This window comes from Bradyrhizobium sp. CCBAU 53340 (genome assembly GCF_015291645.1).
Lineage (GTDB): Bacteria > Pseudomonadota > Alphaproteobacteria > Rhizobiales > Xanthobacteraceae > Bradyrhizobium.
The window spans coordinates 866764-881627 of sequence record NZ_CP030055.1; the positions used below are offsets into that span (position 1 = coordinate 866764).

General features: G+C 64.3%; 15 protein-coding genes and 1 tRNA gene. 5 read left to right on the forward strand and 11 right to left on the reverse strand.

Going from position 1 to position 14864, the window contains the following annotated elements:
* The first annotated feature begins 112 nt into the window (after window positions 1–112).
* The 3 genes from def (at window position 113) to truA (ending at window position 2450) form a co-directional block, all read left to right on the forward strand.
* Window positions 113–640, forward strand: a complete 528-nt coding sequence (def, locus tag XH89_RS04040; RefSeq protein WP_194465841.1) for a peptide deformylase — start codon at window positions 113–115, stop codon at window positions 638–640.
* Between the two features lie 137 nt (window positions 641–777).
* Complete coding sequence (gene fmt / locus XH89_RS04045; protein ID WP_194465842.1) at window positions 778–1713, forward strand: methionyl-tRNA formyltransferase; 936 nt, start codon at window positions 778–780, stop codon at window positions 1711–1713.
* Window positions 1713–2450: a tRNA pseudouridine(38-40) synthase TruA gene (gene truA / locus XH89_RS04050; protein WP_194465843.1), complete on the forward strand. Its 738-nt coding sequence runs from the start codon at window positions 1713–1715 to the stop codon at window positions 2448–2450. Before fmt ends, truA begins: the two co-directional genes overlap by 1 nt.
* 173 nt (window positions 2451–2623) lie before the next feature.
* On the opposite strand, the gene dapE is transcribed toward truA, so the two are convergent.
* The 11 genes from dapE to rpmH form a co-directional block, all read right to left on the reverse strand.
* Complete coding sequence (dapE, locus tag XH89_RS04055; protein ID WP_194465844.1) at window positions 2624–3790, reverse strand: succinyl-diaminopimelate desuccinylase; 1167 nt, start codon at window positions 3788–3790, stop codon at window positions 2624–2626.
* Window positions 3791–3858: 68 nt separating this feature from the next.
* Entirely contained in the window at window positions 3859–4437 is a 579-nt protein-coding gene (locus XH89_RS04060; RefSeq protein WP_246767732.1) for a DUF805 domain-containing protein, read from the reverse strand.
* Window positions 4438–4680: 243 nt separating this feature from the next.
* Window positions 4681–5526 carry a 2,3,4,5-tetrahydropyridine-2,6-dicarboxylate N-succinyltransferase gene (dapD, locus tag XH89_RS04065; protein WP_194465845.1) on the reverse strand — a complete coding sequence of 282 codons (846 nt, stop codon included), beginning with the start codon at window positions 5524–5526 and terminating at the stop codon, window positions 4681–4683.
* 187 nt (window positions 5527–5713) lie between these two features.
* Window positions 5714–6409 carry a pyrimidine 5'-nucleotidase gene (locus XH89_RS04070; RefSeq protein ID WP_194465846.1) on the reverse strand — a complete coding sequence of 232 codons (696 nt, stop codon included), beginning with the start codon at window positions 6407–6409 and terminating at the stop codon, window positions 5714–5716.
* 200 nt (window positions 6410–6609) lie between these two features.
* Complete coding sequence (locus XH89_RS04075) at window positions 6610–7596, reverse strand: DUF1036 domain-containing protein (RefSeq protein WP_194468363.1); 987 nt, start codon at window positions 7594–7596, stop codon at window positions 6610–6612.
* A gap of 155 nt (window positions 7597–7751) precedes the next feature.
* Window positions 7752–8639, reverse strand: a complete 888-nt coding sequence (argB, locus tag XH89_RS04080; RefSeq protein WP_194465847.1) for an acetylglutamate kinase — start codon at window positions 8637–8639, stop codon at window positions 7752–7754.
* Window positions 8640–8890: 251 nt separating this feature from the next.
* Window positions 8891–9250: a DUF423 domain-containing protein gene (locus tag XH89_RS04085; RefSeq protein WP_194465848.1), complete on the reverse strand. Its 360-nt coding sequence runs from the start codon at window positions 9248–9250 to the stop codon at window positions 8891–8893.
* Window positions 9247–9912, reverse strand: coding sequence for a ribosome biogenesis GTP-binding protein YihA/YsxC (gene yihA, locus XH89_RS04090; protein WP_194465849.1), 666 nt, complete (start codon window positions 9910–9912; stop codon window positions 9247–9249). Before yihA ends, XH89_RS04085 begins: the two co-directional genes overlap by 4 nt.
* Before the next feature lie 166 nt (window positions 9913–10078).
* Window positions 10079–11929, reverse strand: coding sequence for a membrane protein insertase YidC (yidC, locus tag XH89_RS04095; protein WP_194465850.1), 1851 nt, complete (start codon window positions 11927–11929; stop codon window positions 10079–10081).
* A 16-nt stretch (window positions 11930–11945) separates the two neighbouring features.
* On the reverse strand, window positions 11946–12344 hold the full coding sequence (rnpA, locus tag XH89_RS04100) for a ribonuclease P protein component (RefSeq protein ID WP_194465851.1): 399 nt from the start codon (window positions 12342–12344) through the stop codon (window positions 11946–11948).
* Window positions 12345–12372: 28 nt separating this feature from the next.
* Window positions 12373–12507, reverse strand: a complete 135-nt coding sequence (gene rpmH, locus XH89_RS04105) for a 50S ribosomal protein L34 (RefSeq protein WP_008542748.1) — start codon at window positions 12505–12507, stop codon at window positions 12373–12375.
* A gap of 446 nt (window positions 12508–12953) precedes the next feature.
* Here rpmH and XH89_RS04110 point away from each other — a divergent pair, with 446 nt between their 5' ends.
* Together XH89_RS04110 and XH89_RS04115 are read left to right on the forward strand one after the other, a co-directional pair.
* Window positions 12954–14420, forward strand: coding sequence for a sensor histidine kinase (locus tag XH89_RS04110; RefSeq protein ID WP_194468364.1), 1467 nt, complete (start codon window positions 12954–12956; stop codon window positions 14418–14420).
* A gap of 290 nt (window positions 14421–14710) precedes the next feature.
* Window positions 14711–14787, forward strand: a tRNA-Arg gene (locus tag XH89_RS04115).
* Window positions 14788–14864: the final 77 nt, after the last annotated feature.

Genomic DNA, 14864 nt, shown 5'->3' on the forward strand with positions numbered 1-14864 from the left:
ACGGCCCCCTCATTTTTATGGTTAACGAAAGCTGAAGTTTTATGGTTAGCGAACCGTTAACGTGTTCCCGGCCGCATTGACCGCTTGTCGCGCGCGGCTTAAATCGCCCGCCATGGCCCTCAGAGAAATCATCATCCTGCCCGACAAGCAGCTGCGCCTCGTCTCCAAGCCGATCGAGAAGGTCACGTCGGAGATCCGCAAGCTTGCCGACGACATGTTCGAAACCATGTACGACGCGCCCGGCATTGGCCTCGCTGCGATCCAGATCGCGCAGCCGCTGCGGCTGATCACCATGGACCTCGCCAAGCCCAACCAGGACGGCGAGACCAAGCCGGAGCCGCGTGTTTTCATCAACCCCGAGATCCTCAGCTCGTCCGAAGAGCTTTCGGTCTACGAGGAAGGTTGCCTCTCGATCCCCGAATATTACGAGGAGGTCGAGCGCCCGGCGAAGGTGCGGGTGCGCTTCACCGATCTCGACGGCAAGGTGCACGAGGAGGACGCCGAAGGCCTCTACGCCACCTGCATCCAGCACGAGATCGACCATCTCAACGGCGTGCTGTTCGTCGACTATCTCTCAAAGCTCAAGCGCGACCGCGTCATCAAGAAGTTCGAGAAAGCCGCCAAGCGCGCGGGGGAGTAGAGCCCGGCTCTCACACGTCGTCATGGCCGGGCTTGACCCGGCCATCCACGCCTTGCTTGCTTTGTCACCAAGACCGTGGATGCCCGGGACAAGCCCGGGCATGACGGAGAACCAGAACTCTCACCGAACGCAGCCACATGCCCCTCCGCCTGATCTTCATGGGCACGCCCGATTTCTCCGTGCCGACGCTGCTCGAGCTCGTCGCGCATGGCCACGAGATCGTGGCCGTCTACACCCGCGCGCCGAAGCCGGGCGGCCGGCGCGGGCTGCAGATGCAGCCGACCCCGGTCGAGGAAGCTGCGCGAAAACTCGGCGTGCCTGTGCTGACGCCGAAGACGCTGAAGACGCAGGAAGCGCTTGCCGAATTCGGTGCCTTTGAGGCCGATGCCGCAGTCGTCGTCGCCTATGGCATGATCCTGCCGCAGGCGATCCTCGATGCGCCGAAGCTCGGCTGCTACAACCTTCACGCTTCGCTGCTGCCGCGCTGGCGCGGTGCCGCGCCGATCAACCGCGCGATCATGGCCGGCGATGCCGAGAGCGGCGTCATGGTGATGAAGATGGATGTCGGCCTGGATACCGGCGACGTCGCCATGGCCGAGCGTCTTGCCATCACGGACAACATGACCGCGGCCGATCTGCACGATCGCCTCTCCCGTCTCGGTGCCGACCTGATGGTGCGCGCGATGGCGGCGCTCGACCGCGGCGGGCTGCAGCTGAAGAAGCAGAGCGAGGACGGCGTCACCTACGCTGCCAAGATCGACAAGGCCGAGGCGCGGATCGACTGGAGCAAGCCTGCGCACGCGGTGCTGCGCCATATCCACGGTCTTTCGCCGTTTCCCGGTGCCTGGACCGAACTCTCAGGCGTCAACGAAAATGCGCGCGTCAAAATCCTGCGCTGTGAGCTTGCGAAGGGATCGGGAGAGCCGGGCACGGTGCTGGATCATCAGCTCACTATCGCGTGCGGCGAGGGCGCCATACGCATTCTCGAGCTTCAGCGCGAAGGCAAGGCGCGGATGCCGGCCACTGACTTCCTGCGCGGCGTGAAGGTTGAGCCGCCGATGCGGCTGGTCTGATGCCCCGCTACAAGCTCACCATCGAATATGACGGCGCGCCGTTCTTCGGCTGGCAGATCCAGGACACGCTGCCGTCGGTGCAGGGCGCGTTGGAAGCAGCCGTGAAGGCGATGACCGGTGCCGATTTGCGCGTGCACGGCGCCGGCCGCACCGATGCCGGTGTGCATGCGCGCGGCCAGGTCGCGCATGTCGATGTCGAGAAGCAGTTTCCACCTGGACGCTTTCGCGATGGGTTGAACGCGCATCTGCGCCCGCATCCGATCGCGGTGCTCGAGGCCGAGATCGTGCCCGATACGTTCGAGGCGCGCTTCTCGGCGGTGAAACGCCACTACCGCTACCGCGTCATCAACACCCGCGCCAATCTCGCGCTCGACGTCGGCCACGCCTGGCGCGTGCCGCGCCGGCTCGATGCCGACGCCATGCATGCCGCCGCTCAGCGCCTGCTCGGCAAGCATGATTTCACGACCTTTCGCGACACCGAGTGCCAGGCCAAGTCGCCGGAGAAGACGCTCGATCAGCTCGACGTCACGCGCGACGGCCGCGAGATCATCATCGTCACCTCGGCGCGCTCGTTCCTGCACAGCCAGGTGCGCTCGATGGTGGGATCGCTGGTCTGGGTCGGCGAGGGACGCTGGACCGCGGACGATCTCTCCGCAGCGCTCGCCGCCCGCAACCGCGCCGCCTGCGGCATCGTCGCGCCGCCGGAAGGGCTGTATCTGATAAAGGTGGATTATTGAGGTACGTGTGCGCGTCGAAAGCGCGCTCTCGCCACACACTTGGTGTCATGCCCCGGCTTGACCGGGGCATCCAGTACGCCGCGGCCTCTCGGTTCTATCACAATCGTTTCGGAGTACTGGATCGCCCGGTCAAGCCGGGCGATGACAGCGGAATGCTTGGCGAAGACTGCGCCCTACCCAAAATACCGCGTCAGTATCCCGCGATACACCTTGGTCAGCTTCTCCAGATCCGTCACCGGCACGCGCTCGTTGATCTGGTGCATGGTCTGGCCGACCAGGCCGAATTCGATCACTGGGCAATAGCTCGAGATGAAACGGGCATCCGAGGTGCCGCCTGAGGTCGACAGCTCAGGCTTGCGGCCCGTCACCTCTTCGATCGCCGACACCGCAAGGTCAGTGAACGGGCCCGGCTTGGTCACGAATACGTTGGAGTTCGATGGCTCCCAGACGATGCGGGCCTTGATGCGGTTGCCGCAGGCTTTGGCGAGGCGCGCCTCGACCAGCTCGCGCAAGGATGCTTGCGTATGGTTGTCGTTGTAGCGGATGTTGAATCTGGCGCGGGCCTCGCCGGGGATGACGTTGAACGCCTTGTTGCCGACGTCGACCGAGACGAATTCCAGATTGGAGGCCTGGAACTGCGCGCTGCCGTTGTCGAGCGGCTCGTCCGAGATCGCCACGATCAACCGCGAAATATCCGGCACGGGGTTGGCCGCGCGGTGCGGATAGGCCACATGGCCTTGCACGCCGTCGACGACGAGCGTGCCCGATTGCGAGCCGCGGCGGCCGACCTTGATGGTGTCGCCGAGGGTCTCGACATTGGAGGGCTCGCCGAGAACGCAATGGTCGAACTGCTCGCCGCGCTCCGCGGCCCATTTCAACAGCTTGATGGTGCCGTTGATCGAGACGTCTTCCTCGTCACCGGTGATCAGGAACGAGATCGAGCCGGTCCCGTCCGCGCGCGGTTTGCCGCCGTTGGCGGCGAGATGCTCCAGCACGGCGGCGACCGAGCAGGCGATGCCGCCCTTCATGTCGACCGCGCCGCGGCCGTGCAGGAAGCCGTCCTTGACCTCGCCCGAGAACGCGCCGACGCTCCAGGCGCTCTCGTCGCCGGGCGGCACCACGTCGGTGTGGCCGGCAAAGGTGATGTGCGGGCCGTCGGTGCCGATCCGCGCATAGAGATTGTCGACGTCGGCGGTGCCGTCCTCGCTGAAGGTCACGCGGTGGCAAGTGAAGCCGGCCGCGCTCAGCGCCTTCTCGAGCACGCCGAGCGCACCGGCGTCTTCAGGGGTTACTGACGGGCAGCGGATGAGGTCGCGGGCAATGGAGAGAGCATCGGTCATGAGCCCCGCTTAACATGCATGCCGCCGGGTGGGCTAGCGCTGGGCGGCACGAATTCGAGCTCGCGGCTCTAGTCCCAACTTTTCGCAGGAGGCGTGGCCGATGCCGAACTGTCCTCGATCTCGAGGAGCGGATCAGGACCGAACCGGTTGTGGCCCGAGGTGCCGGGCCGGCAGAACATTTCGACGAGGCCCCATAGCCACAGGAGCGCGGCGGTCAGGGTGAAGGGAAGCATCCAGGAGGAGTTAGGCAGCAGGTCCGAGAACTGGCTGAACAGGCCGGGCATGAAGAAGAACGGAACGATCCACCAGCCGCTCCTGTCGCGATCATGCAATCGTTTGATCGCCGTCGCGAGATAGATCCAGAAGAACAACGCCATGCCCGACGCTTTGAGGATCGAGGTCGCCAGATCGGCGGCCAGCGAGTGGGAGGCGCGGGGATCGACCAGTTTGAAGAGGTCGTCGAGACCGAAGTCGAAATCGAGCTCGATGCCGAGCTTTAAGGTGGACCTCGTCCCTCCGAGAATTCCGATGATCTGACCGGCGATCTCCAGCAAGCCCGCCAGCAGCGCGACGATCAACAGCGCCTGCCACAGCAAAGCGCGGTTGATGCGGCCGTCGAAACGGAAGAGATACCAGGTCCAGTCCATGCGAAAGGCTCCGGGCGGGAGGCGCCGCCCGAAGATTGGTCGCGATGGAGGGAGGGTGGGTTCGATCGGGCTATCCGACCGACCCGTCATCCTGAGGCGCGCGCTCGGCGGCGCGTCTGCGCCGTCGAGCAAGCCTCGAAGGATGAGCGGCCGAGATGCAGCCGCAGCCGGGCCGTCGCCCTTCGAGGGCCGCCGAAGAGGCGGCCACCTCAGGGTGACGGTGAGGACGTCTGGTTCGTGGTCTTAATCCCGCAGCAGCTCGTTGATGCTGGTCTTCGACCGCGTGCGCTCGTCGACGCGCTTGACGATCACGGCGCAGGCGGTGCTCGGGCCGATCTGGCCGTTCTTCATCGGCTTGCCGGGCAGCGCGCCGGGCACCACCACCGAATATTCCGGCACCTCGCCCATGAAGATTTCGCCGGTCTCGCGGTCGACGATCTTGGTCGAGGCGCCCAGGAACACGCCCATCGCCAGCACCGCGCCCTTGCGCACGATGACACCTTCGGCGACCTCGGAACGTGCGCCGATGAAGCAATCGTCCTCGATGATCACGGGCTCGGCCTGCAGCGGCTCGAGCACGCCGCCGATGCCGGCGCCGCCGGAGATGTGGACGCGCTTGCCAATCTGCGCGCAGGAGCCGACGGTGGCCCAGGTGTCGACCATGGTGCTTTCATCGACATAGGCGCCGAGATTGACGAAGGACGGCATCAGCACGACGTTCTTGGCGATGAAGGCCGAGCGGCGCACCACGGCGCCCGGCACGGCGCGGAAGCCGGCGTCGCGAAAACGGTTCGGGCCCCAGCCTTCGAATTTCGAGGGCACCTTGTCCCACCAGTTGGCCTGGCCAGGTCCGCCGGGAATGACGTCCATGTCGTTGAGGCGGAAGGAGAGCAGCACGGCCTTCTTCAGCCACTGATTGACCTTCCACTTGCCGTCAGCGCCGCGCTCGGCAACGCGCGCCTCGCCCTTGTCCAGAATCTCCAGCGACTGGTTCACGGCGTCGCGGACCTCGCCCTTGGTCGAGGTCGAGATGCCGTCACGCGCCTCGAAAGCGCTGTTGATGGTGGATTCCAGGGCGGACAGGGACATCGGGATTTCCTCTTCGGATCAGGGAATTTTGCTGGATTGGGGCGCTTTTTCGGGATTTGGGCTAGGGGAGTCAAGCTTGGTTCGCTGTCATCACCCGCGAAAGCGGGTGATCCAGTACGCCGCGGCGGTCGTGATAAATCGAGATGGCGGTGATTACTGGATACCCCGCCTTCGCGGGGTATGACGGCTATCTAGGGTGCGACAACCCGGCCAAAAACCCCGCCAGATCGTCCGTGACGTGATCGACGTGAGCGGCGTCGCGCCCTTCCAGTTCCCAGTCCTCGCGCACCACTTCCCTTGTGCCATCGGGCACCACCAGCACCGTAGTCATGCCGAGCTCGTGCGGAACGGTGAGGTTGCGCGCGAGGTCTTCGAACATGGCGGCGCGGGTGGGATCGACCGAATGGTCCGAGAGGAATTTGCGATAGGTCTGCGGCGCCGGCTTCGGCTCGAATTCGGCGGCGATGATGTCGAATACGCCGTCGAAATGCGTGGCCAGGCCAAGCCGCGCCAGTACCGCATCGACATGGTCGACCGAGCCGTTGGTCAGGATCAGCTTGCGTCCCGGCAGCTTTGTGATGGCAGCGCCGAGCGCCGGGTTCGGCTCGAGCGGCGAATGATCGATCTTGTGCACGTAAGCGAGATAGTCGTCGGCGTGCACGCCATGCAGGGTCATCATACCGCGCATGGTGGTGCCGAAGCGCCGGTAATAATCCTTCTGGATGTTGCGTGCTTCTGCGGGCGTCACGTTCAGCCAGTTGCACACGAACTCGCCGATCCTGGCGTCGACCTGCTGCCACAGGTTGACGTGATGCGGATAGAGCGTGTTGTCGAGATCGAACACCCAGGTGTCGACGTGGGCGAAGGCGCGGGGTTGGGTCATTTCAATACTCTATCTTCTACACGCAAACGTCGCCCATTCTCCGCTGTCGTCCCGGACAAGCGAAGCGCAGATCTGGGACCCATAACCCCAGGGAGGGGTTTTGCGAAGACGCGTAGTTGGCATCGCGCGCCATAACTCGGTCCTGTGGTAATGGGTCCCCACCTTCGCGGGGACGACACCGGTGTTTGTGGGCGCCACCATCACGGCAACGCAAACCGCAGTGTCTTGCCACCGCTCGACATGTCCACCGCGCCAAATCCCGTCGCAGCAAATCCGCGGGCACCGCAATCGGTCTGCTCATTGGTCTCGAACTTGGTTTCGCGCGTGCAGAGCTGCTTATCGCCGCCCCAGTTCAGCGGCTTGTCCTTCAGCTTGATGGCGCGGTTGTCGCTATCGACGGCTTCCGCGAAGCTGAAGATCTGCTTTGGCTGGCCGGTCACATCGGGATGCAGGCAGGTCTTGGGATCGATGCGATACCAGCCGCGGCTGGTCACCGATTTGCCGTCGTCGGTCGCGACCGCCGCCATCACCTTGTGCGGCGTGTCGTTGCACCAGGTGAGCCCGGTCGTGGACGGCGTCTGCGCCGCTTCGACCATGGTCTTGAAAAAAGTCGGCGAGTTGGCCGCGTCGGAGGAAAGCCCCCGGCTCTTCAGGAAAGCAGCGAGGGCGGCTTGCGTCTTCGGTCCGTCGACGCCATCGATCGCGCCGACGTCGTAGCCTGCAATCACCAGCAGCCGCTGGATGCCGGCGAGCCGCGCCTGCTCGTCGTCATATTCGGAATCCTCGGCGAGATAGGCGACGAGATTGCCGTCGTCGCCTTGCGTCGGCATGATCTGGGTAAAGGGAGCCTGCGTCTGGCCGCTGCGGCACTGCCGCGCGGCCGCGATGACGAAATTGTCCCGTGCCACGCACAGCATATCGTTGCCGTTCTGCGGGATCGGCGAGGAGCCGTAGACGCCGAGCGCACGGGCGTTGAGCAGGATTCGGTCGGCGGTGAGCGTGCCCTGCACCACCACGCGGCAGCTGGCCGGATCGATCCTGAACCAGCCGCGCGTCGCGGTCGCCGCCTTGTCATCGATGCCGATCGCGGCCTCGACGACATAGGACATGCGGTTGCAGATCTTCAGATCAGCGAAGGCCGGCGCGGAGGAGAAGAAGAACGAGACGACCGCGGCCGGTAGCGTCATCAGGAAGCGGGTGAGGGGAGAGCGGTGATGTCCCCGAGCCCTCAATTCGTCATGCCCGGCCTTGTGCCGGGCATCCACGTTCTTGGTGTTGGACAAAAGGCCATGGATGGCCGGGACAAGCCCGGCCATGACGGCTTTCTTTGTCCGCTCCTGCCTCACTTGTGGATCAGCGTTCCCGTGCCCTGGTTGGTGAAGAGCTCGAGCAGCACCGCGTGCTGCATCTTGCCGTCGATGATGACGACACCCTCGACGCCCTGCTCCAGCGCGTAGATGCAGGTCTCGACCTTCGGGATCATGCCGCCGGAAATGGTGCCGTCGGCGATCAGTTTGCGGGCGTCCTTCACCGACAGCTGCGGGATCAGCTTCTTCGACTTGTCGAGCACGCCAGGCACGTCGGTGAGCAGCAGCAGGCGTTTTGCCTTCAGCGCGCCAGCGACAGCGCCCGCAAAAGTGTCGGCATTGATGTTCAGCGTCTGGCCCTCTTTCGAGGTCGCGAGCGGCGCCAGCACCGGGATCAGCTCATAGCCGATCAGCTGGTTGAGCAGCGTCAGATCGACCTTCTCGGGGTCGCCGACGAAGCCGAGATCGATTGCCTTCTCGATGTTCGAGTCCGGATCGATGATGGTGCGCGTCGTCTTCGACGCCTTCACCATATTGCCATCCTTGCCGGAGAGCCCCACGGCCTTGCCGCCGGCCTCGTTGATGTAGCCGACGATCTGCTTGTTGACGGAGCCGGCGAGCACCATCTCGACGATTTCGATGGTCGCGGCATCGGTGATGCGCAGGCCGGCTGCGAATTCCGAGACGATGCCGAGGCGCTTGAGCATGGTCGCGATCTGCGGCCCGCCGCCATGCACCACGACAGGATTGATCGCGGTCTGCTCGAGCAGCACGATGTCGCGGGCAAAATTCTTCGCCGTCTCCTCATCGCCCATGGCATGGCCGCCATATTTGATGACGATGGTTTCTTCGTCGTACTGCTGCATGTGCGGCAGCGCTTCGGACAGGATGCGGGCCTGGTCGAGCGGGGAGATTTCGGTCATGAGGCGGATCTCGCTGGCGGGACTAACGCGGGTTCGCGTTCTATCCGATTGGCGGGCGAGGCGCAAAGTGGTGTTCGCTCTTACCCTCCCCTGGAGGGGGAGGGTCGGTCGCGCGAAGCGCGAGCGGGGTGGGGTGATCTCTCCACTCGGGCACCGCTTCTGCGGAACGACTGTCACCCCACCCCGCTACGCATTTCGCTTCGCTGCATGCGTAGCGACCCTCCCCCTCCAGGGGAGGGTAAGATGGAGCGTCACGTCTTCGCCACCATCGCCGCCAGCGTCAGCGCCAGCCAGCCCAAGATCATCACCGTTCCGCCTGATGGTGCCGCCATCGGAAACAGTGAATGCCCCGCATATTGCCGCAAGCTGAGGTCGCCCGCGAACAGCGCAGCGCCGATCACGAAGCCGAACGCGGCGATCAGGCCTATTCCGCCGTGCAGAAGGCCGCGCGCGAGCAAGGCTGCCACCGCCAATATGGCAGTTGCATGAAACAGCAGCATGGCGCTTGCGGAGGCAAGCCGGCTGGCGTCGGTGCCGTGGGCTGCGGCCGCGGCCAGCGCGACGCCGGCGGCGCCCATCAAGCCAGCGAGTGCAATCAGCAGGCGCGTCATTGCGCGCTCCGCTCTTCCAGCAGCTTGGCCATGGCGGCGCGCAGCTCGACCATGCCGGTCGACGAGCGCGACGAGGTCGCGATCACGTTCGGGAATGCGGCCGGATGCTTGGCGAGCGCGGCTTCCGTCTCGGTGATGCGCGATTGCAGCTCGGAAGCCTTCACCTGGTCGGCCTTGGTCAGCACGATCTGGTAGCTGACGGCCGAGCGGTCGAGCGTCTTCAGCACTTCGAGATCGACATCCTTGAGGCCATGGCGTGCATCGATCAGCACGTAGACGCGCGCGAGCGAGGCGCGTCCCAGCAGGAATGTGTGGATCAGCTCGGTCCAGGACGCGACCTGGCTCTTCGGCGCCTTGGCATAGCCATAGCCGGGCATGTCGACGAGGCGGAGGTCGGTCTTTCCGGGGACCTCGAAGAAGATCAGCTCCTGGGTGCGGCCCGGCGTGTGCGAGGTGCGCGCCAGCGCATTACGGCCCGTCAGCGCATTGATCAGACTCGACTTGCCGACGTTGGAGCGGCCGGCAAAGGCGATCTCCGGTCCCGCCATCGGCGGCAGCGTCTGGATCGAGGGCGAGGCCCAGATGAACTGCCAGTCGCGGGCGAACAGCTTGCGCCCGGCTTCGATCAGCTTCGCATCTTTGTCGTCGGTCTTGTCGTTCATCCGACCGGTCTATCCTCTCGTTATGGCCGGGCAAAAGCGCGAAGCGCGTCTTCCCATTGAAATGTCCCGGCCATCCACGCCTGTCCGCAAGGCGCCCTCCTAAACGTGGATGCCCGGGACGAGCCCGGGCATGACGACGTAGAGGCAGTTGCGCTCGCAATGACGGCTACGTCGCCTTCCTTGCGAACGTTGACTTGAGATTGTCGAACAGCTCCACCTTCACGCCGTTGCGGCGCATGATGAAGCTCTGCTGGATCACGGAGAGCGTGTTGTTCCAGGCCCAGTAGATCACGAGGCCCGCCGGGAAGCCCGCCAGCATGAAGGTGAAGATCAGCGGCATCCAGTTGAAGATGATCTGCTGCGTCGGATCCGGCGGTGTCGGATTCAGCTTCATCTGGAACCACATCGTGATGCCCATGATGATCGGCCAGATGCCGAGCGCCAGATAGTGGCCGAACACCGGGACCGTGGTCGGATCGAACGGAATCAGGCCGAACAGCGTGAACAGATTGGTCGGATCGGGCGCCGAGAGGTCCTTGATCCAGCCGATGAATGGCGCGTGCCGCATCTCGATGGTGACGAACAGCACCTTGTAGAGCGAGAAGAACACCGGGATCTGGATCACCACGGGAAGACAGCCGGCAACCGGATTGATCTTCTCCTTGCGGTAGATCTCCATCATCTCCTGCTGCTGCTTCACCTTGTCGTCGGGGTAGCGCTCCTTCAGCGCCTGCAGCTGCGGCTGGATCGACTTCATCTTCGCCATCGAGGCGTAGGACTTGTTGGCCAGCGGGAAGAACAACAGCTTCACGATCACCGTCACGAGCAGGATCGAGACGCCGAAATTGCCGAAGAAGCGGTAGAAGAAGTCGAGGCCGAGGAACATCGGCTTGGTGATGAAGTAGAACCAGCCCCAATCGATCAAGAGATCGAAATGGTTGAGGCCGAGCTCCTTGTTGTAGCCGCCGAGCCCGGCGAACGGGAACACGCCGACGACGCTGGCTTCCTTGGCGCCGGCGAACAGCCGCGCATTCGCGGTTGCGCTGCCGCCGATCGCGACGGTGACGGGGTCGAGCAGATAGTCGGTCTGGTAGGTGTGGACATTGCCGGCGAGGTTCGAGGAGAACTTCGCCTGAAGCTGCGCACCGGTGTCGGGCAGCAGCGCCGAAGCCCAGTACTTGTCGGTCATGCCGAGCCAGCCATTGGTGGCCTTGAAGTCGACCTGCTTGGCTTCGTCGATCTTCTTGTAGGCGTATTCCTGCAAGCCGCGCTCGCCGAGATAGCCGATCAGGCCCTCATGCAGGATGTAATAGCCGGAGACGTGCGGCGTGCCGTGGCGGGAGATCAGCGCGTAGGGGTAGAGCGTAACAGGCGCGTTGCCGACATTGCTCACATCGTCCTTGACGGTGAAGAGATAGTGATCGTCGACTGAAATTGTGCGGCGGAAGCTGAGGCCCTCGCCGTTGTCCCATTTGAGCACCACCGGGGTCGTCGGCGTCAGGCTGCCGCTGCCGTCCTGCTGCCAGACGGTTTGGGCGTCAGGCATCTTCGACGTCACGCCCGTCGCCGCCACCCAGCCGAACTCGGCGTAATAGGGTTCTGCCGTGCCCGAGGGCGAATAGAGGATGATCGGCGGCGATTTAGGGTCGACCGTCTCGCGGAATTGCAGCAGCGCGAGGTCGTCGATGCGGCCGCCCTTCAGCGCGATGCTGCCGGCGAGGCGCGGGGTGTCGATCTTCACGCGCGGGCTCGCGGCGATCGCGGCATCGCGGCTGACGGTCGGCTGGACCTGCTGGTTCGCGCCCGGTGCGGTGGTGGGCGTCGTCGTCCCGGCCTGCGGCGTAGCGCCCGGCGTTGCCGAGGCCGTCGGTTGCGGATTGGCCTTTTGCAGCTCGGCCTGCGCCTGCTGCTGGGCGCGCTGCTTCTCCATCGCCGGTACATTGTAGAAGTACTGCCAGGCGATCAGCACCAGGCCGGACAGAATGACGGCGAGGATGGTATTGCGATTGTCGGTCATCACTATGGTCTCGTCATCAATCCGGTTTGCGGCTGGCGGCGGGGCCGGGCCTTGGATTTGGCCCGCGTCCCTTGTCAGATCCTTTGGCCGTATGCCGCACGGGCTTCGTGAACGCTATGCGCAGATCGTCGAGCATGGTCGTGAAGTCGCGCGAGAGCGCGTCCCTGCGGCCGACCAGCACATAATCATGATGGGGTTGCATCGACACCGTATCGAGCCGCTTCACCAATTCGCGAAGCCGGCGCCGGATGCGATTGCGTTCGGGGGCGTTGCCGTTCTTTTTGGTAACGGTGAAGCCGATCCTGACAGGACCAAGGTCGTCGCGACGACGGCTTTGCAGGACGAACGCGGGACTGTTCACCCGCGCGCCATTGGCAACGGCGAGGAAATCCGCTCGCTGCCTCAGCCGATCCATGATGAAATCCCGGAAAAGGGGGTCCGGCTCAGGCGCTCAGACGCTTGCGGCCGCGGGCGCGGCGGGCGGCGAGAACCTTGCGGCCGCCGGCAGTGGCGAGACGGGCACGGAAACCGTGACGGCGCTTGCGCACCAGTTTGCTGGGTTGATAAGTCCGCTTCACGGGTTTTTCTCCGCTGACCGGGCAATTTGCCTGTAGAATTGATGGTAAAGTCCCGAAGTTGCGGCTCAAAACGGGCCGTTTCCGGCCCCAGAAGAGCCGCTCCCGGTGTCGCACCGGGTCATCGCGGACAATTTGCGCGGCTTATAAGGGAGCCTCTTGTTTTCGTCAACGCCGCAGGACCGCGCAGTTCCGCTGAATATCGCTGCTTCTTTGGGGTTTTTAACCCTTGAGGTGGCGGATGGCGATATCAGCGCCTACATCCCACCTCGGCAGATTAGCGATCCGTAATTTGACCACCCCCAGGGGCGGGTCGCATCCTCCATCAGCCAAGCGTTATCAGAAGGCCAGCAGGGGCGAACCTCGTGGCAACGACCGACCTCCAGCAGCCGACCCAGACTTCGGATCAGGGCCTGAGTCAGGACCTGGATCAAGCGCTGGATCGCGATTTGGATCAGCCGGACCAGCCGGCGGCCCGGACGCGCGGGCCGGGCGGGCTTGGGCTATCAGGCAAGCTTTTGCTGCTGACCGTCCCCCTGGTGATGATCGCAGCCGTCCTGCTCTACGTCCCCGCGATCGCCAACTTCTGGGTCAACCGGCTCAACGACCGCGTCGCCGCCGCAAATACGGCAGCCCTGGTGCTCGATGCGGCGCCGCTCGGCATGGTGCCGGATTCGCTGTCGCGCCAGATCCTGAAAAGCATCAATGCGCGCGCGGTCGCGATCAAGATGGGCCAGCAGCGCCGCCTGCTCGCCAGCGACAATCTGCCCGCGACGATCGAGCACGACATCGACCTGCGCGACATGACGGTGTGGCAGGCCATCACCGGCTCATTCCAGATGATGCTGGAGACCGGCAACCAGCCGATCCGCATCGTCGGCCCCGGCGTCGGCAATGCCCAGTTCATCGAGATCGTGACCGACGATCTGCCGCTGCGGCAGTCGATGTACCGCTTCTCGCGCAATGTCGTGGTGGTCGCGCTGATCATCGGCATTTTGACCGCCGGTCTCGTCTATCTTGCGCTCCATTATCTGTTCGTGCGGCCGATGCGGCGGCTGACCGCGAGCCTGGTCGGCTTCCACGAGAACCCTGAAAGCTCGGCGCGGATCATCGTGCCGAGCCAGCGTAGCGACGAAATCGGCGTTGCCGAGCGCGAATTGTCCGACATGCAGCGCGACCTGATGTCGATGCTGCATCAAAAGAGCCGGCTTGCCGCGCTGGGCCTCGCCGTCTCGAAGATCAATCACGATCTGCGCAATTTGCTGGCCTCGGCCCAGCTGCTGTCGGATCAGCTCGCCAGCGTGCCCGATCCCAGGGTGCAGCGCTTTGCACCGAAGCTCGTGCGTTCGCTCGAGCGCGCCATCGCCTTCTGCCAGTCGACGCTGTCCTACGGCCGCGCCCAGGAGGCCGCGCCCGATCGCCGCATGATGCTGATCGAGCCTGTCGTGCTCGAGGTGCGGGAGACTGCGGGTCTTGCCAATGATGCCACGATCGCCTGGGTTGCCGCGATCGAGCGCGGTCTTTCGGTCGATGCCGATCCCGACCAGCTGTTCCGCGTGCTGCTCAACCTCGTGCGCAACGCCGCCCAGGCGCTGGAAAGCCATGCCTCCGGCGATGGCGGCCCGCAGCAGATCCGGATCACCGGTAAACGCGAAGGCGCGGTCGCGATCCTGGAGGTCTCGGATACCGGCCCCGGCGTGCCCCAGAAGACGCGGGAGCACCTGTTCGAGGCGTTCCAGACCTCCGGCCGCCCCGGCGGCAGCGGGCTCGGCCTTGCCATCGCAGCCGAGCTGGTGCGCGCCCATGGCGGCGACATCCACCTGGTCGAAGGCACCATCGGCGCCACCTTCCGGATCGTCATTCCCGACCGCCCCGTGGAACTCCTCTCCATCCGCAACGAGCGACAGCGGGCCTAGTCGGCCAAAGGCCGATATTTCCGGTGCCCTTGCCTACCCACCATTCGTCATTCCGGGGCGCGCGTAGCGCGAGCCCGGAATTCCATAACCACCAGCTGGGGTTATGGATTCCGGGCCTGTCCCTTCGGCCATCCCGGAATGACGGAAAACCGTCATCCCTCTGCAAAATCTCCCCATCCCGGACCTTGCCAACGCCGCCAAGAGCGGATAGTCAGAGCGCTCTTTCGCACCCCCTCCGGCGCTGTCCGGAAGGCTGCGTGCGGGCCTCGCCCGCACTATCAGCGAAAAACGCGCCCGTAGCTCAGCTGGATAGAGCATCAGACTACGAATCTGAGGGTCGGACGTTCGAATCGTTCCGGGCGCGCCATTTCGGTACACGCGATTGACGCCGAAACTTGCCGTTCTTCCGATGTAAGGTGTCGACTTGCATCCGGTGATCGCGCC